This is a genomic window from Imperialibacter sp., from assembly GCF_040222815.1.
GTDB lineage: Bacteria > Bacteroidota > Bacteroidia > Cytophagales > Cyclobacteriaceae > Imperialibacter.
The window spans coordinates 53512-70655 of sequence record NZ_JAVKCH010000019.1 but is presented as its reverse complement, the minus strand read 5'-3'; the positions used below and the strand labels follow the sequence as shown (position 1 = coordinate 70655).

16 protein-coding genes and 1 tRNA gene are annotated in these 17144 nt (G+C 45.8%); 7 read left to right on the top strand and 10 right to left on the bottom strand.

The features are described from left to right. Positions 1–171: 171 nt before the first annotated feature. Positions 172–245, bottom strand: a tRNA-Arg gene (locus RIF36_RS08055). Positions 246–480: 235 nt separating this feature from the next. Between RIF36_RS08055 and RIF36_RS08050 the strand changes: the two genes are divergently transcribed. After that, on the top strand, positions 481–1221 hold the full coding sequence (locus RIF36_RS08050) for an outer membrane beta-barrel protein (protein ID WP_350124556.1): 741 nt from the start codon (positions 481–483) through the stop codon (positions 1219–1221). A 2-nt stretch (positions 1222–1223) separates the two neighbouring features. On the opposite strand, the gene RIF36_RS08045 is transcribed toward RIF36_RS08050, so the two are convergent. Together RIF36_RS08045 and rpoN are read right to left on the bottom strand one after the other, a co-directional pair. Further along, the gene (locus tag RIF36_RS08045; RefSeq protein ID WP_350124559.1) at positions 1224–1829 is read right to left on the bottom strand and encodes a phosphatase PAP2 family protein; all 606 of its coding nucleotides are present in this window, start codon (positions 1827–1829) and stop codon (positions 1224–1226) included. A 14-nt stretch (positions 1830–1843) separates the two neighbouring features. Then, on the bottom strand, positions 1844–3286 hold the full coding sequence (rpoN, locus tag RIF36_RS08040; RefSeq protein WP_151997606.1) for an RNA polymerase factor sigma-54: 1443 nt from the start codon (positions 3284–3286) through the stop codon (positions 1844–1846). 299 nt (positions 3287–3585) lie between these two features. Between rpoN and asnS the strand changes: the two genes are divergently transcribed. After that, positions 3586–5037 carry an asparagine--tRNA ligase gene (asnS, locus tag RIF36_RS08035; RefSeq protein ID WP_350124562.1) on the top strand — a complete coding sequence of 484 codons (1452 nt, stop codon included), beginning with the start codon at positions 3586–3588 and terminating at the stop codon, positions 5035–5037. 72 nt (positions 5038–5109) lie between these two features. Here asnS and RIF36_RS08030 read toward each other — a convergent pair whose 3' ends face one another. Further along, positions 5110–5496 carry a T9SS type A sorting domain-containing protein gene (locus RIF36_RS08030; RefSeq protein WP_350073217.1) on the bottom strand — a complete coding sequence of 129 codons (387 nt, stop codon included), beginning with the start codon at positions 5494–5496 and terminating at the stop codon, positions 5110–5112. Positions 5497–5669: 173 nt separating this feature from the next. Beyond that, positions 5670–7163, bottom strand: a complete 1494-nt coding sequence (locus tag RIF36_RS08025) for an NAD(P)H-hydrate dehydratase (protein ID WP_350124565.1) — start codon at positions 7161–7163, stop codon at positions 5670–5672. A 137-nt stretch (positions 7164–7300) separates the two neighbouring features. Between RIF36_RS08025 and RIF36_RS08020 the strand changes: the two genes are divergently transcribed. Both RIF36_RS08020 and RIF36_RS08015 read left to right on the top strand, forming a co-directional pair. Next, on the top strand, positions 7301–8194 hold the full coding sequence (locus RIF36_RS08020; RefSeq protein WP_151997610.1) for a bestrophin family protein: 894 nt from the start codon (positions 7301–7303) through the stop codon (positions 8192–8194). Next, complete coding sequence (locus tag RIF36_RS08015; protein WP_350073213.1) at positions 8191–8376, top strand: hypothetical protein; 186 nt, start codon at positions 8191–8193, stop codon at positions 8374–8376. Before RIF36_RS08020 ends, RIF36_RS08015 begins: the two co-directional genes overlap by 4 nt. Positions 8377–8427: 51 nt before the next feature. Here RIF36_RS08015 and lipA read toward each other — a convergent pair whose 3' ends face one another. The 5 genes from lipA to RIF36_RS07990 form a co-directional block, all read right to left on the bottom strand. Then, positions 8428–9315: a lipoyl synthase gene (lipA, locus tag RIF36_RS08010; RefSeq protein WP_151997612.1), complete on the bottom strand. Its 888-nt coding sequence runs from the start codon at positions 9313–9315 to the stop codon at positions 8428–8430. A 78-nt stretch (positions 9316–9393) separates the two neighbouring features. Further along, positions 9394–10119, bottom strand: coding sequence for a hypothetical protein (locus tag RIF36_RS08005; protein ID WP_350088546.1), 726 nt, complete (start codon positions 10117–10119; stop codon positions 9394–9396). 233 nt (positions 10120–10352) lie between these two features. Further along, positions 10353–10706: a bacillithiol system redox-active protein YtxJ gene (gene ytxJ / locus RIF36_RS08000; RefSeq protein WP_350124568.1), complete on the bottom strand. Its 354-nt coding sequence runs from the start codon at positions 10704–10706 to the stop codon at positions 10353–10355. Between the two features lies 1 nt (position 10707). Beyond that, complete coding sequence (locus tag RIF36_RS07995; protein WP_350124571.1) at positions 10708–12414, bottom strand: hypothetical protein; 1707 nt, start codon at positions 12412–12414, stop codon at positions 10708–10710. A gap of 142 nt (positions 12415–12556) precedes the next feature. Then, positions 12557–14563 (bottom strand): alpha-ketoacid dehydrogenase subunit alpha/beta, encoded by a 2007-nt coding sequence (locus RIF36_RS07990; RefSeq protein WP_502880846.1) that lies wholly within the window; start codon positions 14561–14563, stop codon positions 12557–12559. 158 nt (positions 14564–14721) lie between these two features. Here RIF36_RS07990 and RIF36_RS07985 point away from each other — a divergent pair, with 158 nt between their 5' ends. Genes RIF36_RS07985 through mnmC2 form a run of 3 tightly spaced genes read left to right on the top strand, consistent with a single transcriptional unit; the run spans position 14722 to position 17143 of the window. After that, entirely contained in the window at positions 14722–15960 is a 1239-nt protein-coding gene (locus RIF36_RS07985; RefSeq protein WP_350124574.1) for a M16 family metallopeptidase, read from the top strand. Next, entirely contained in the window at positions 15957–16466 is a 510-nt protein-coding gene (gene ispF, locus RIF36_RS07980) for a 2-C-methyl-D-erythritol 2,4-cyclodiphosphate synthase (RefSeq protein WP_350088558.1), read from the top strand. The genes RIF36_RS07985 and ispF overlap by 4 nt, the downstream gene beginning before the upstream one ends. Continuing rightward, the gene (mnmC2, locus tag RIF36_RS07975; RefSeq protein WP_350124577.1) at positions 16466–17143 is read left to right on the top strand and encodes a tRNA (5-methylaminomethyl-2-thiouridine)(34)-methyltransferase MnmC2; all 678 of its coding nucleotides are present in this window, start codon (positions 16466–16468) and stop codon (positions 17141–17143) included. The genes ispF and mnmC2 overlap by 1 nt, the downstream gene beginning before the upstream one ends. Position 17144: the final 1 nt, after the last annotated feature.

Here is a 17144-nt window from a genome sequence, read left to right as displayed (position 1 = left end):
TCGCCAAATGGTACAACGTTATTTCAGCGTCTTACTCCCCAGATTTCCCGCTTGATCCCTGTTTTTGTTCGGACAGTAATTGACGGCACAAATTCCCTTCAAAAATGAACCCTTGTATGTATCAAAAAATAAGGAGTCACAACTTTCGTCATAACTCCTTGATTTTCAATGTGAACCTGGAGGGAGTCGAACCCCCAACCTTCTGATCCGTAGTCAAATGCTCTATCCAGTTAAGCTACAGGTCCAGTTATTTTATTTTCCGCTATTCCCCAACCATCCCACCGGCTTTCTTGTCATGTTAAACGAGAGGCAAGGCTTTCTGGTCTAATCACTGATCGGACGCTGAATTAACATCTCATCATTAATTACGGGGTGCAAAGTTAATATATCTTGATTCATTAAAAAAGACTTTGACATTCTTAGTTAGTAATTTTAAGTTATCTTTGCGCTCTATTATTCAAAAAAGCAACGTTTCTATTCATGCAGCGATTCATTTTATTAGCTCTATCGGTATTAACATTCACTTTTACTGCGTCTGGCAATGCCGGCACGGAGCCTAACGACAACAAAGAAACGCAACAAATACATGGCCCAAGGCCCGACCTGCCTGGCAAGCTCCTGATTAATTTAGGCTCGAGCTACTTTGTCGATGCCCCTGACGGTATGAAAACCAAAGTATTTGAATCCCGCCCATTGGATTTATGTTATACCTATCACTTCGATATCCCCAGCTTGAAGCTTTCCTTCGTACCAGGCATTGGCTTTGGCTTTGACAGATATAGCTTTAAGAAAGCTGTCGGCTTCGACTACGAAACAACGGGAGGTGAAACCAACCTTGTGCTTGATTCCATTGCCGATGTAAAAGTATTGAGGAGTAAGTTAATCACTAACTACATAGACGTTCCATTGGAGCTGCGGTTTGTTCCGAACCTGGAAAACAAAGAACGCAGTGTATTTATTGGCGTCGGTGGCTCCATAGGTTATTTGTTCGAGGCACATACCAAGTTCAAATACGAGGACGATGGAGGCAAGAAAATGACCAAGCAGAGAGAAGACTGGAATCTTAACAAAATAAGATACAGTGTACATGCCAGACTGGGCATTGGCGGATTCTCTGTCTACTACAAAATGGGATTGAGCGACGTTTTTCAAAGTGGCAAAGGCCCGAACGGCATCAACGTTACTGCCAATACAATCGGCATCTCGTTTAACGGCTTCTAAGGTCAGGAAAATACCATCATCATCAGGTAACAAAATCCTCCTCCGAGAACAGCGCCGGCTGCGACTTGCGAAAAACTATGGGCCTGCAGCACCAAACGGGCTGTCATTACCCAGCCCAGCACGACAATTGCTGCCACAAAAGGGATAAGTAACTCGCTTCCCGGAAAAATATGAACCAGGGCCAGGATAAAGCCAACAACGCCACCAATACCCGCACTGTGAATGCTTATTTTCCAAAAGAAAGTGATTCCGGTTAGCAGCACAATCAGCAAAGTAGTGGTCAGCATTAATAGCACCAACACCGGATTTAGGGTGAGTTTGCTGTAAAACATGTAAGTAGTGACTGCGTAAAAAGTAGTAATAAAAACAAAAGGAACCAGCCTGTCATTTTTATCGTGCATTTGAAGGCTTTTGATAGTTGAAGTGAGCCGAAGGGCCAAAAGACTCAGCACAGGTATAATCAGAGTGGTGGTGGACAGCGCCAGCAGAATGTACGGCACATTTTCGTCGGCCAGAGGCCTGAAAGCCTGAGGCACGTACCGAAAAATAACAAAAAACATGATCGTCGGCAGAAGAAGCGGGTGAAAGACCACCGATAATGCCTGCATAAAAAACCTTAGCACTAGAGCTCCTTCCTTAATCTGGCCACAGGAATATTTAGTTGTTCCCGGTATTTGGCTACAGTTCGCCTGGCGATTTGATACCCCTTCTTTTTAAGCAATTTTTCAAGTTTATCGTCCGAAAGCGGCTTGCGCTTTTCTTCGGCGTCAATCATTTCTTTCAGGAAATGCTTCACCTCTCTGCTACTTACATCGTCGCCAGAGTCAGTAGAAATGCCTTCCGAAAAGAAATACTTCAATGGATATATCCCGAATTCTGTTTGGATAGTTTTTGAGTTGGCCACTCTCGACACCGTGGAAATATCCATTCCTATCTCTTCTGCAATATCCTTCAAAATCATCGGCCGCAGCTTGCTCTCATCTCCTTCAAGGAAAAAGTCGTACTGATACTTAATAATTGAATTCATTGTATTGAGCAGTGTTTGCTGGCGTTGCTTGATGGCGTCAATAAACCACTTCGCCGAATCAAGCTTTTGCTTCACAAAAGTGACGGTCTCCTTGAGTTTCTTGTCCTTCTTGTTGCTCTTATCGTAGGCCTGAAGCATTTCCGAATAGTCCCGGCTTACCTTCAACTCAGGAGCATTTCTGGAATTCAAAGAGAGTTCCAGGTTTCCATGATTGTTAAAGAGCATAAAGTCTGGAATGAGGTACTGCGTTTTAACAAGGCCAGACCCTACGCCACCGGGCTTTGGATTGAGGTGGGTAATGAGCTTGATCGCCTCCTTCAGCAACTCGTCATCCTCAAGTTCAAGCTTTTTTGAAATCTTGTCGTAGTGCTTTTTAGTAAACTCATCAAAACAGTCGGTGACTACATGATGTGCCAGCTGCGCTACTTCGCCGCCAGTTTCTATTTTCCGGTCGATTTGCAACTGCAGACACTCCTGTAAAGAGCGGGCTCCTATGCCAGCAGGATCAAATTCCTGGATAAGGTGAAGAATTTCTTCCACTTCGTCAGCTTCACATTCAATGTTTTGAGAGAAGGCCATATCGTTCACTATGGCATCCAGGTCTCTCCTAATATATCCATCCGCCTCAATACTGCCTATCAGCTGCCGCCCAATGGCGTACTGACGCTCGTCCAGCTTGAGAAACCCGAGTTGAGAAATTAGCTGCTCTGAAAGCGTGGAGCTTTCACTAAATGGCACTTCACGTTCTTCTTCATCTCCTCCAGGGCCATCCCCTTGCATCTTATACCCGGCGTAGTCATCGTCTGGCAGGTATTCATCAATATTCAGTTCGTCGCTTGCCGAATTGTCTATATCATCAAAATCATCTGCTTCTTTTGGCTCCTCCTCCTTACCTTCCTCCAACGCAGGATTGATCTCCAATTCCTCCTCGATTCTGGTCTCCAGTTCCGCCGTCGGTACTTGCAGGAGCTTAATGAACTGAATCTGCTGCGGCGACAGCTTTTGACTCAGAGATTGGGTTAAGCCCAGCTTTTGCATACTTCGATTAGTTTAGCCTTTTAGTGCTGTAAAATAAGAAATATAAGGTATTTGGCCATTCTTCCTGCCAACTTCATTACGCAATTCGAATCTATAGGTTGAGTCGACAATGTAGAAACAGAGGAAAGGCTGCATCCGGTTGATTTTTAATGCCATTCACCTTTGATAAAAGTCCTCAATATAGTTTTTTTGCGGCAATTTTAGAGTTCTCAATCGAGATGAACAAATAGGTTTGGTAAAAATACTGCTACCTTGCGAAAAAAGAGAACCGAGTACTTTTTTAATTAACGAGAAATAAGGTGAGCCAGAAAAAAAGGACTAAAATCAAGGACATTCTTCAGTTAGCTGAAGCGAATGTTGTAGTGACAGTGAAAGGCTGGGTAAGGACAAAGCGTGAAAACAAGAATGTTGTCTTTATCAACCTCAACGACGGCTCAACTATCAATAACCTTCAAATTGTTGGCGATCCCTCCAGATTCGATGAGGCAACTATCAAGAAAATAACTACAGGAGCCTCCTTGTCTGTTACTGGTTTGCTTGTGGCTTCACAAGGTTCCGGACAAAAGTACGAACTGCAGGCTGAAACGATCGACGTGCTCGGTGTGGCTGACCCTGAGAAGTTTCCTTTGCAGCCAAAAAAGCATTCCCTGGAGTTTCTGCGTGAAATTGCCCACCTCCGGCCCCGCACCAATACATTCAGTGCCATCCTGCGGGTGAGGCACTCCATGATTTTTGCCGTGCATAAGTTCTTCCACGAAAAAGGCTTTTTCAATATTCACACCCCAATTATTACCGCCTCCGATGCCGAAGGAGCGGGCGAAATGTTTAGGGTGACCACGCTTGACCTCGAGAAGCTGCCAAAAACGGAAGACGGGAAGGTGGACTATAAAGAAGACTTTTTTGAAAGAGAGGCAAACCTCACTGTATCGGGGCAGCTCGAAGGTGAGCTGACCGCATTGGCTCTTTCCGAGATTTATACTTTTGGGCCCACTTTCAGGGCTGAAAACTCCAACACCACCCGTCACCTGGCGGAATTCTGGATGATAGAACCTGAAATGGCATTTTATGACCTGGAAGACAACATGGATCTGGCTGAGGAGATGCTCAAATATCTCGTTACCTATGCGCTCGAAAACTGCCAGGAAGACCTTGCCTTTCTTGAGCAGAGAGCCAAAGATGAAGAGAGCACTAAAAAGCAGGAAGAAAGAAGCGAACTCGGTCTTTTAGAAAGATTACGCTTTGTGGCTGACAATGAATTTGTGCGCCTCACTTATACTGAAGCCATCGATATCCTTAGAAATAGCAACTACAACAAGAAAAAGAAGTTCCAATACCTGATTGACGCCTGGGGCGCTGATTTACAGTCGGAGCATGAACGCTACCTTGTTGAAAAGCACTTCAAAAAGCCAGTGATTTTGATCAACTACCCAAAAGAGATCAAGTCATTCTATATGAAGCAAAACGACGATGGAAAGACAGTGGCAGCCATGGACATCCTGTTTCCAGGCATTGGCGAAATTGTAGGAGGCTCACAAAGAGAGGAAAATTATGACAAGCTCACCAACAGAATGAAGGAGCTTGACATGGATGCAGAAAGCATGTGGTGGTTTCTGGACACCAGAAGGTTTGGAACTGTACCCCATAGTGGCTTTGGCCTTGGGTTCGAACGGCTGATGCTGTTTGTCACTGGCATGAGCAACATCAGAGATGTGATACCCTTCCCAAGAACGCCCGGCAACGCAGAGTTTTAATCCCGCACAAACAAAAGAGGCAGCCCCGACGAATAGGAGCTGCCTCTTTTATTTCACAGTAAGGTTGTATCGTCAGTTCTTAAGAAACTTGATTGCCTTTTTGTACCTGGTATAGTCATCCTTGATGATCAGGAAGTAATACCCGGAATTGAAAGTTTTCACAGGAATCTTGTAGGTGTCCTTCGCCACTTCTTCAGGTTCTATCCTAATAGTGTTCCCAATGATGCTGTGCATCTCAAATTCCACTTTCTTCAAGTTCGAATCTTTTATCTCCACCACAATAAACTCGACGGCTGGGTTAGGATATACTTCAATTTGATTTTTCAACTCCAGTGTGGGGGTCTGTCTGAAGGCACTTTCAGCAGTCACTTGCTCCTTGTCTTCGGTAGATTGCGCATACCCATTCACCCCGAGAAGGGCGACAAGTAACAATCCGATGACAAATTTAATGAAGCGCATAATCTACATATCTGGAGCCAATAAGGCTATGTAACAAAGTACGAAAAAAAAATAGTAATGTTCTAATGCCTAATTGAAATTTTTGAATGTCTTTTTCGTTATCTGCGGTTTCCTCAAAAATGGAGGTGAAATGAACGGTGAAATTAGACCAGACTCAAAATTCGGCTCGAATATTACAATTTTGTAAACGCCGCTGGAAGAAAATCAATAACGTCGGAGGCGATTAAACCATATTCTCCCCTGGATTGAGCGCCCAAGTCGCCTGAAATTCCATGGAGTAAGACTGCTAAACGAGCACTTTTTGTTGGGGAAAATGCCTGGGACAGCAGTCCTGCTACAATGCCGGTAAGTACATCGCCGCTCCCTGCAGTGGCCATGCCGGGATTTCCTGTGCTGTTAAAATAGACCTCTCCGCCTGGCGTGCTGATGCTGCTGTACGCTCCTTTTAGAACCACAATCAACTGGTGTTTTTTTGAAAACTCAACTTGTTTGTTCAACCTTTCGTAGTCGTTGCTCCAGTCGCCTACTAGTCGCCTGAACTCCCCCGGATGCGGTGTTAATATGCTGTTGGCTGGCACTTGCTTGAAAAGCTGTGGATTTTGGCTCAAAATATTGAGTGCGTCGGCGTCAATAACCATAGGTTTTGAAACAATCTTCAGAACGCTTTCAAATGCCTTAACGGTCACATTATGCGTGCCAATGCCTGGCCCGATAGCGACACAATCAAAGTTTGACAAACCGTCAGGCATTTGAGTAATATAGTCATGATGGGAATCCTCGCTGACCATGGCCTCGGGCACAGCGGCGTGAATGGGCGTTACGGCACAGCCCGGCGCATGGGCCGTTAGCAGACCCGCACCAGCCCGCATGCAGGCTTTCGAAGAAAGAATAGCAGCGCCTACCTTACCTTTGCTCCCAGCAATCAGCAGCGTACGTCCTGCATCACCTTTGTGAGCAAACCTGGCTCGGTTGGGCAGTCTCAGATCCTCATCCCCCACCCGTTGGTAATAGTAGGAACACCCCAATTCCTTCATAAACTGGGCTGAAAGGCCAATGTCAACAGATTTCCATTCACCCACATACAGGTAGTTCTCAGGCAAAAGAAAGGCTAGTTTAGGTGCCTGAAATGTGATTGTAATATCCGAATGGAACGCTATTGCGCCATTCTGGGGTTGATCGCAAAAAAGTCCCGAGGGGATATCAATGGCCACTTTTCTGGCTTCAATGCCATTCAAAAAGTCTATTAGTTTCGCATAGTCCCCATCAACCGGCCTGTTCAGACCTGAGCCAAACAAGGCATCAACTATAACCAGCTTATCGGGGATATCCGCAGCGTATATCTCCGACGCTTTGGCCACGCTGACAGCGCCTGTAAGGCGGTTAAGGTTGGCCCTGAAGTCTTCAGTTCCTTTTTCTGCCGATCCCGCCAGCCACACCTTTACCTCATATTTTAGATCTTTCAGCAGGCGAGCTACGGCAAGACCATCTCCTCCGTTGTTACCTGTTCCGCAAAAAACCCATACGACGTGGTCACTAAAAAAGTGCTTTTTAAATTCTTCAACAAAGGCATTACTAGCCCTTTCCATTAGGTCAATAGAGGTTATAGGCTCATTTTCTATAGTATAGGCGTCAGCTTCACGGATTTGTTGAGGAGAAAGAATTTTCATAGCGACTGAATTCTCAGTAAGTTAGAAAGCTTTTTTCACAAGGGCTTTAAAATGATGCCATTTCAGCTAGGGAGTTTATTATTCGTTACCTATCTTTTGAGCTGTTTTTAGCAAAACCTACCGTAAATTCTGATCCTATGATTGAGTACAACCCCAAATCCTGGGTTTCCCTAATTTTTGATGTCTACAGCCGATATGTTATCAAATCGCTTTTCCCGCTGCTGGCATTTATGATGGTGTATTCCACATTCTTGACTTATGTACTCGTTGATATATTTGAAATTCATACTTTTTTCGAGGGAGCTATTGTATTTCATTCACTTTTAGGAGTAGTGCTCGGTCTTTTCCTGGTACTGAGAACCAACACAGCCTACGACCGCTGGTGGGAAGGCCGAAAATTGTGGGGACAGCTCGTGAATGATACCCGGAGCCTTTCCATGAAGGTCAACGCCTATCTGCCTGAGAAATCCAGAGATGACCGCTCTTACTTTGAGCACATGATTCCAAATTTTGTATATGCCATGAAAGAGCACCTCAGGCACGGCACGAAAATGGAAGAGTTGGAGTTTGAAAACGAATATGATGAACAGAAAGTAAAGGCGTGCGACCACAAACCGAACAAAATCAACGCCATGCTTTTCCAAAGGATAAACGCCATCTTTAAAAAGGGCGAAATCACTGGTGAACAGCTCATTATTTTTGACAAAGAAATTAAAAATTTTGCTGACATCATGGGAGCCTGCGAAAGGATCAAAACGACCCCTATTCCCTACTCCTACAGCATGTATATTAAGAAGTTTCTCTTTATCTACACAATGACCCTCCCATTGGCTTTCGTTGTTGAATTTGGTTATTGGACAGTGGTACTCGTTGGGTTAATCTTCTACATTTTAGTGAGTATTGAGCTCATCGCTGAGGAAATTGAGGATCCGTTTGGAAAGGACATTAACGACTTGCCAGTGGAACGTATCTCAATGAATATCAAGAGGAATGTAAAAGAGATCATTCAGGTGGATTTCCCGAAAAAATGAATGAGTACCAGCTACTGCTCATCGTTAACCTGATAGCAGGTGCTGGAATTGTCATTTGGGTCAACAAGAGAAAATATGATGGGAAGAAGGCAATTATCTATGTGCTGGCGCTTGTGCTACCAATACCTACGCTTCTCTATCTGTATCTGTTATATAAGTTCACGGATCAGTTAAAAAAATGAAGGCATGGATTGTAGAATCCATGCCTTCATTTTTTCTAAAGTTTCATCTTGTCAAATAGGCACGTTCACATGCCTTTCAGCATGGTAGCTTGACCTAACCAGTGGGCCGGATTCCACATACTTCAAGCCCCTCTTCAAACCCTCTTCTCTGTACATGTCAAAGGTTTCCGGGTGGATAAACTCAGCCACCTCAATATGCATTTTGGTCGGCTGGAGATACTGACCCAGCGTCAGAATATCGAGCCCGTTGGCTACCAGGTCGTCGATGGCTTTGAACACCTGATCCTGTGTTTCTCCTAAGCCAAGCATAATACCCGACTTTGTGCGTTTTCCCAGCTCCTTGGTTCTTCTGGTCTGCTCTAGGCTTCTTTCGTATTTAGCCTGTGGGCGTACCCTGCGGTAAAGGCTTTCCACAGTTTCCATGTTATGGGAAACCACCTCCTGCCCGCCTTCCACCATCCTATAAAGGGCATCCCAATTGGCTTTCACGTCGGGAATAAGTGTTTCTATAGTTGTTTCGGGGCTGGCCAGTTTGGTTTGCACTACGGTTTGATACCACACCTCAGCACCCTTGTCTTTAAGTTCGTCACGGTTAACTGAAGTAATCACGGCATGCTTCACTCCCATCAACTTAATGGCTTCGGCCACTCTCCTCGGCTCGTCTTCATCATATTCAGGCGGCCTGCCAGTGGCCACAGCACAAAAAGTGCAACTGCGTGTGCAAACATTACCCAGGATCATGAAGGTGGCGGTACCTGCTCCCCAGCATTCCCCCATATTTGGACAGTTGCCACTCTCACAAATCGTATGCAGTTTGTGTGTGTCGACAAGCTGGCGAACCTTGGCGTATTCCTTTCCCACTGGCAGCTTTACTCTTAGCCAGTTGGGTTTTTTTACCCGCTGTGTGGCATCCTGAGAAATTACTGGTAACTCTATCATTGTTAGCTTTCTTCTTCCAATTGAATTATTACAAAATAATACCCTCCATGGTTCACAAACAAATGGAAAATGGAAAGGTTACCGGCGGGCGCCGTAATAGAGTGTGAAAAAGGCCGATGTGAAAAATGCCGTGTTTGTGGCAGCCGGTATGATAATAATCTCCTTTGTGAAAGCTTCTGCCAGCACACCTATTTCAAAACCAGTGACGTTACTCTTGAACGTGCCAAATTCGAAGTTGATAGCTGCTTTGGCATTTAAGCCTGGCTGTATTTTCGACTGACCAAGGCCCTGAAAAAGTCTTCCGGTTCCTAAAATACCGCCAAAACTATGCCTGGCCGGATCAAATTGCTCGACTGTAAAAGTACTGGGCCCGGTGGCGTATTTGACATAGTAAGGAGCAACAATGCCCAAGGTAGGGCCAGCGGCCCAGCTAGCATTGATCTGAACGCCCTGCTGAGGTGCTTTTCGAAACATCAAATAGTCCTTGCCATACTGCAAGCGAACAGCATAAAGGTAGTTTTTCTTAGCCCAGACAAATGGATTGCCGTATTGGGAAATATACCTATACTCTTTTGGGTGCTTCACGTTGATTAGCTCCATTCCAAAAGTTCGGAAGGTCTTTTCATCCATGGCCTGAGAGTACTTCAGAACGATGCCACCGATGAGTCCGCTGTTTGTGTTTTTATTGATGCCCCATATATATTCTCTTGAATATTCATAGTTACCGTTGTCCTGTGACTTGGCCACTGACGATGTCAGAAGAATAAAGCAAAAGATAGAAAGTCCTGTATTTAGACGTTTCATAAGGGAACCAGATATTTTAGACCAAATTAGCCATTTTTAGCTTAATCGATAATCAACAAGACTAAGTTTGAATCAAAATGGTTGACTGTCTCCGAGTAACGGCATGACAACAATAAATTGATTCGGACTTCAATAACAAATCAACACCTGTTACCCCTATCGCTTAGTAAGTAAATACTCTGAGTAGCAACTGCCGGGCTGTCAATAAGGAAAACAAAATTCCTCTGACCCCTTTATAGCACAACATCTTTGGTTGCCGACTTGATCGCATCATACGAAATACTGAAATGCGAAGCGTCGTAAACTGGCTTGCCCTGGAAGAGCACTATAGCCTGTGGAGACTGGTGCTCAATACCCAACTCATTTGCCACAGCGTGCGACGTCGATCTATTCGCCAGCAAGTCGAGGTAGTAGGGTTTCCAGTCCTTCATCTCACTTTCGTCCCATTTGCGTTCGATCCTGTCCAGTGACGCTGCACTTATAGAACAGCTGGTGCTGTGCTTAAAAATGAGCACTGGATGGGAGTTTGATTCTTCGATAACGCTTTCAATTTGCTCAGGCGAGGTGAGCTTATTCCATTTGATCATACTAGTAATTCCAGATGTCTCTTTCTTTTTTGTCGTACTTAGGCTTATCAGGCCCATTTTTAACACCCTTTGCTACCTCTTTGTTCCCGCTCACTCTCACCAATATGATATTAAGCTCCCGCCATTCTTTTCTAAGCTTTCTGGAATTAATCTTCTTGCCTGTGACATAGGCGATACTGGGGTGGCTATCACCCGCTCCTCGTTTTATTTTAAAACCACCGGTATATTCAGCGAGGCGTCCGGCCTCTTTCTCTGCGTGATGCTTTTCTCTTCCCTCCGTTCTCACCTTTAAGAAGCCGCTGTATTCATTGTACATCAAGGCGTATCCTTTGTCTTGTAGCTTTTCCGCAAACTTAGACACCCTTTTTTCGTCACCCTGCCAGTCGGTGATCATCTCATTGTACCTTTTCCTGAAGCTCCTGTCTCTTGGCGTGGTTACGATGGTGGGAATATGGGTCGACACCAGTGGATTATAATTATTGTCTCTTCTCTTTTCTTTATCAGGCAGGGAAAACTGTCTTGCTTCCTCAGAGATTGACCTGTTAACTCCGTTCCCTGGCCGATAGAACCCGGCTTCCTTGCTGTACCTCGGCGTAGCCTTTCCTATTGGGAGAAACCCTGATGTATTATTGAACCCAATTGCCCAACCTCCCTTTTTTACAACAAAGCCCGGGTCTTTGCTATACCTCGGAGAAATGCTTTCCGGCGAAACCTGCTTGGGAGCCTTGCTATATCTGGGAGACACACTTTTAGGGGAAACCAGCTTGGGAGGTACACTGTATCTTGGTGATACACTTTTGGGAGAAACCTGCTTGGGTGCCACACTATAGCGAGGTGAGACACTCTCGGGTGACACCCGCTTCTGGGGTTTGCTGTACCTCGGGCCAGCTTTGGCTATTGGCAATATTCCGGGGGTCTTTCTAAAACCAAAAATCCACTTACTCTTGTTGGTGACAAAACCCTGACTTTCACTGTAGCGTGGTGAGACGCTTCCGGGAGAAACCTGCCTGGGTGCCTTGCTATACCTGGGAGACACACTTCCAGGGGATACCCTCTTTTGGGGCTTGCTGTACCTTGGGCCTGCTTTGGCTATCGGCAATATCCCCGGGGTATTCTTAAAGCCAATAACATAGCCCCCCTTTTTAACCACAAACCCCTGGCTTTGGCTGTACCGGGGGTTAACTGACTGAGGACTTACTCTTGGTTGCGGCACAGAATACCTGGGTGAGGCGGCGTACCGTTTGGTTCGATCGAACCCGGGATTCTTTGAATACCTTGGATTAGGAGAGTTGGGGTTATAGATGCCAATTCTTGGCGAGAGCCTGATCATGGGCACACGTCTGCGTTGCTTGCTTGCTTTTTCGCTATTGGATCTGTATTTGACCTTTGATTTTCTGCGGGAAACCTTTCCAGGCTCCGAAAAACGAGCAGAAGATCGGGGTGAGTTGTCGATGGAAACGCCACCGCCGGTTGACTGATAGTTAGCTCCCTGCCTGATGTTCTTCTTTGGACGTTTAACAGTTCTTGTGTCGACTTTTCTGTCTTTCTTGGATACTTGCCCAGCGTTTTTTTCGGACTTGCCTCGTCTTCTGTTGAGGAAAAAACCGGGATTTTCAGGCTTCTCCTCAACTGTCTTCAGTTTATTTCTTCCCTCCAGCAACTGAGCCTTCGCTACATCAGCAGAAGCCAACCATAACAAAATGGCCAACAAGCTAATCCAGGTAAGCCTCAAGGCTGATGAGGTGAAAGTTTTAAAAGAAGAAGAAATAAACACCCGTTAAACTCAATTAAGTAAACCTAAAGCGGCAATATATAAAATTAATGCCCAAATGAAGAATTGACGGTTCTTACTAAAAACGCAAAAGTTCCTCGATTCTTTCCCTCAGGCGGCCTTTTGGCAAAAAGTTTTGCTCCAATGCCGGTGCAAAAGGCACTGGCGTGTCAAGACTTGCTTCACGCATAACTGGCGCATCAAGACTAGTGAAGCAATGCTCACTTATCCAGGCAGCGATTTCGGCACCGATGCCGCCCGTGAGGCAATCCTCATGCAGCACCAACACTTTGCCTGTTTTCTTCACGGTTTCCCTTACCGCTTCCTTATCCCATGGCAACAAAGTTCTCAAATCCACAATGTCGGCGGACACACCCAGCTCTTTACAAACATGCTGAGCCCAGTGTACCCCCATGCCATAAGTAATAATGGAAATATCGGTGCCTTCGGCAGCTAATCGGGCTTTGCCTATTTCGACAGTGTAGTAATCGTCGGGAATCTCTTCAGTCAGGGAGCGATAGAGCACTTTGTGCTCAAAGTACATATAGGGGTTGGGGTCTTCCAAAGCCGCATTCAGCAGCCCCTTGGCATCATATACGGTAGATGGGTAGACAATTTTTAACCCTGGTGTATGGAAAAACCAGGCTTCGTTGGATTGAGAATGAAATGGCCCGGCGGCCACGCCAGCTCCCGTTGGCATCCTCACTACCACATCTGCCTTCTGTCCCCACCGCCAGTGGCTTTTGGCCAGGTTGTTCACGATTTGATTGAACCCTTCAGTTACGAAATCAGCAAACTGCATTTCCACCATCGACTTCATGCCTTTGATGGAAAGCCCAAGGCCAGTGCCTATGATAGCTGATTCACACAATGGCGTGTTGCGTACCCTGTCTTTTCCAAATTTTTCAACAAAGCCATCCGTCGCTTTGAAAACTCCGCCGTACTCTGCAATGTCCTGGCCCATGAGCACAAGCTCGGGGTATCGCTCCATGCTTTGACGAAGCCCGTCGGTAATGGCATCGAGAAAGCGCTTCGGGGAGGTGCTCTTACTCTTTGGAGCAACTACTTGCTGCACGAAAGGGCTATAAAGGTCAGCCAGCTCCTGCTCTGTAGACGGAATTACCTCCGGCTCACTGAAAGCTGTCTTGACTGCCTTGTCTACCTGGCCTTTTATCTTCTTCCTAGTCTTTTCTGCGGTCTCGTCGGTCAGCACGCCAGTTTCGAGCAGATATTGTTCAAAATTATTAATTGGGTCTTTGGTGGCCCAATAGTCCATCAGCTCTTTAGGCACGTACTTGGTACCGGACGCTTCCTCGTGCCCACGCATCCGGAATGTGTTGGCTTCAATCAGAATTGGACGTGGATTTTTTCTAATGTCTTCCGCCAATCTGGATATGTTGAGATAAACTTCCAGGATATTATTGCCGTCGATGCTGATCGTTTCGATGCCATACCCTGGCCCTTTGTCCACAAAAGATTTGAACTTGAACTGCTCGTTGCTGGGTGTACTCAGGCCGTAGCCGTTGTTCTCTACAATAAAAAGCACCGGCAAATTCCAGACAGCCGCCACATTAAGTGCCTCGTGGAAGTCGCCCTCGCTGCTGCCACCATCGCCGGTGAAAACAGCGGTTGCGGCATTCTCCTTTTTCAGCTTACCTGCCAGGGCAATACCATCTGCCAGGGCCAACTGCGGCCCCAAATGGCTGATCATTCCCACAATCTTGTACTCTTGCGTTCCAAAGTGAAATGACCGATCCCGGCCTTTGGTAAACCCATTGGCCGTGCCCTGAAACTGCGAAAAAAGCCTTTCATAGGGAATACCACGGGAGGTAAACACGCCAAGATTCCGGTGCATAGGCAGGATGTATTCGCTTTCCTTGAGAGCGAGTGTAGCCCCAACGGATATTGCCTCCTGGCCAATGCCTGAAAACCATTTGCTGATTTTGTTCTGGCGAAGAAGAATAAGCATTTTCTCTTCAATCAGTCTGGGTTCTAAAAGCTTTTCGTATATGGAAAGAAGCTGTTTATCTGTCAGCGACTCCCTGTCAAATTTCATTTGGGTGTGGGTTCCGGCCGCAATTGCCATAATCTGTTGTTTAATTGTTAGCCAAATGTAAATGTTTGAGCTTTGCGGAGGAAAGCGGAGATGGAAAATTCTTCGCAAAACCGAACCTTTTACTTATTCGATGTAGTTTCGGACAATAGTATCAGTGAATGCTTATTTTAGCGACAATTTTGTAGCAAATGATTCAATTCGAAAGTTTTAAACTGGCCAATGGGCTGGAGGTGCACGTTATACCCGACCCCAGCACCGAACTGGCAGTGGTCAATATCTTATACAAGGTAGGGTCGAGAGATGAGGAAGAGCATAAGACTGGCTTTGCTCACCTTTTTGAACACCTGATGTTTGGCGGCTCAAAGCATATTCCCAGCTACGATGAGCCGCTTCAGTTGGTTGGCGGGGAAAACAATGCTTTCACGAGTCCAGACATTACCAATTATTATATCACATTGCCGGCCGCCAATATCGAAACGGCTTTCTGGCTGGAATCGGATCGTATGCTGAGTTTGTCGTTTGACCCAAAAGTGCTGGAAGTGCAGCAAAAAGTGGTGATTGAGGAATTCAAGCAGCGTTATTTGAACCAGCCTTACGGCGATATTTGGCTGAAGCTAAGGCCCCTGGCTTATAAAGAGCACTCCTATAAATGGGCGACCATCGGCAAGGAAATTTCTCATATAGAGAATGCGACCATGAGCGATGTGCAAGATTTTTTCTTCAAATATTATCGTCCCAATAATGCTATCCTGGTAGTGGCTGGCAAGGTCACTACAGAACAAGTACAAAAATTGGCAGAGAAATGGTTTGGCCCAATTCCAGCAGGAGATGTCCCAGCACGGCGCTTGCGAGCGGAACCAAAGCAACATGATGCACGAATACTGAATGTGCAGTCAAAAGTGCCTTTGAGCGCTCTTTACAAAACCTTTCACATGAGTGGAAGGGCAGCCGACAACTACCAAACTATCGATTTTCTCGGTGACATTTTGGGCAGAGGTAAATCGAGCAGGTTATACAATGTGCTGGTGAAGGAGAAAAAAATATTCAACAGCATACAGTCGTATGTGCTGGGCTCCATTGACCCCGGCCTGCTGATGATTGATGGCAAGCTGAATGAAGGACACAGTTTTGAAGAAGCCGACAAAGCCATTGATGAGGTGTTGGGTGAAATAAAAACGAAGAAGATCAACGACGACGAGTTGATCAAAGTGAAAAACAAAGCGCTTTCATCTCTTGTTTTCTCTGAAGTGGAGTTACTGAACCAGGCAATGAATGTGGCTTTCATGTCGTTTCTGGGAGACCCAAACTGGGTGAACAAGGAGACCGATAAAATCGAATCAGTGACCACTGACAATATTCTTGACGAAGCCAACAACATTCTCACCAACGACAATAGCTCCACGCTCTACTACGAAGCAATAAAATGAAAAAACCAACTATCAGGATCGGCTACGGATACGATGTGCACCAACTAAAGGAAGGCTACGACCTATGGCTGGGAGGCATTAAAATTGACCACGAAAAAGGGGCTGTCGGACATTCGGATGCTGATGTGATCATCCATGTGATTTGCGACGCCATTTTGGGTGCTGCCAATATGCGGGATATAGGGTTCCACTTTCCTGATACCGACCCGAAATACAAGGGCATCGACAGCAAGAAACTGCTCGACGAGGTGATGACGTTGATTCGAAATAAACACTATGAGGTGGGAAACATTGACGTGACCCTGTGCGCCCAAAGGCCAAAAGTGAATCCGTTTATTCCCAGAATGGTGGCCGTTCTTTCGGAAGTAATGGATGTAGCCGAAGAAGATATTTCCATAAAAGCTACTACCACCGAAAAGCTAGGCTTCGTTGGAACCGAAGAAGGTATTGCCGCCCATGCCGTGGCGCTTATTTATAGAGTAGAAAAGGCGAAGGGAGAAGGTTAATGAACGCAAATGTTTACTTGATCCTGACGGAAGACGGCTCCCATTCCTTAAAAAATGAAGCCCTCAATGAGACCTACCACTCGTTCCATGGCGCTGTTCAGGAATCAGCTCACGTTTTTATCGCAATGGGGCTCGGGCATTGGTGTGATCATCACGACAGTTCACCGAGAATTTTGGAGATTGGCTTTGGCACGGGGCTCAATGCATTTTTAAGTTTGATTTTCGCAGAAGAGCACCAACAGGAGGTTTACTTAGAATCATTAGAGACCTTTCCTTTGCCAGCTGAAATCTATGAAGCACTTAATTATGCTGAGGCGGTCGGAAATGCAGAGTTTGGTCACTTGTTTGACCAGCTACACACGTCTCAGTGGGGTGAAAAAGCTGAGCTGACTGCCCATTTTTCACTTAAAAAAGAAGAAGCTCCGGTGCACGAATATTCTCCAACCACTCCTTTCAATATCATCTATTTCGACGCATTTGCCCCCAACAAGCAACCTGAGATGTGGACAATGGACGTGTTACAAAAGATGTATGACTCGCTTGCCCCAGGAGGTTTTCTGGTCACTTATTGCGCACAAGGGCAGTTTAAGCGAAACCTGAAACAAGCGGGTTTTACGGTGGAGGAGCTCCCCGGCCCGCCAGGCAAAAAGGAAATGGTAAGGGCTGTGAAAAGTTAGG

What these genes read in the sequence shown, in the direction of transcription:
- RIF36_RS08045 (WP_350124559.1), bottom strand. Translation starts at nt 1,829, where the DNA reads ATGCAGGCATTATCGGTGGTCTTTCACCCGCTTCTTCTGCCGACGATC.
- RIF36_RS07985 (WP_350124574.1), top strand. Translation starts at nt 14,722, where the DNA reads ATGATTCAATTCGAAAGTTTTAAACTGGCCAATGGGCTGGAGGTGCAC.
- RIF36_RS08025 (WP_350124565.1), bottom strand. Translation starts at nt 7,163, where the DNA reads ATGAAAATTCTTTCTCCTCAACAAATCCGTGAAGCTGACGCCTATACT.
- RIF36_RS08020 (WP_151997610.1), top strand. Translation starts at nt 7,301, where the DNA reads ATGATTGAGTACAACCCCAAATCCTGGGTTTCCCTAATTTTTGATGTC.
- ispF (WP_350088558.1), top strand. Translation starts at nt 15,957, where the DNA reads ATGAAAAAACCAACTATCAGGATCGGCTACGGATACGATGTGCACCAA.
- RIF36_RS08030 (WP_350073217.1), bottom strand. Translation starts at nt 5,496, where the DNA reads ATGCGCTTCATTAAATTTGTCATCGGATTGTTACTTGTCGCCCTTCTC.
- mnmC2 (WP_350124577.1), top strand. Translation starts at nt 16,466, where the DNA reads ATGAACGCAAATGTTTACTTGATCCTGACGGAAGACGGCTCCCATTCC.
- rpoN (WP_151997606.1), bottom strand. Translation starts at nt 3,286, where the DNA reads ATGCAAAAGCTGGGCTTAACCCAATCTCTGAGTCAAAAGCTGTCGCCG.
- RIF36_RS08050 (WP_350124556.1), top strand. Translation starts at nt 481, where the DNA reads ATGCAGCGATTCATTTTATTAGCTCTATCGGTATTAACATTCACTTTT.
- RIF36_RS08005 (WP_350088546.1), bottom strand. Translation starts at nt 10,119, where the DNA reads ATGAAACGTCTAAATACAGGACTTTCTATCTTTTGCTTTATTCTTCTG.
- lipA (WP_151997612.1), bottom strand. Translation starts at nt 9,315, where the DNA reads ATGATAGAGTTACCAGTAATTTCTCAGGATGCCACACAGCGGGTAAAA.
- ytxJ (WP_350124568.1), bottom strand. Translation starts at nt 10,706, where the DNA reads ATGATCAAATGGAATAAGCTCACCTCGCCTGAGCAAATTGAAAGCGTT.
- RIF36_RS07990 (WP_502880846.1), bottom strand. Translation starts at nt 14,563, where the DNA reads ATGGCAATTGCGGCCGGAACCCACACCCAAATGAAATTTGACAGGGAG.
- RIF36_RS08015 (WP_350073213.1), top strand. Translation starts at nt 8,191, where the DNA reads ATGAATGAGTACCAGCTACTGCTCATCGTTAACCTGATAGCAGGTGCT.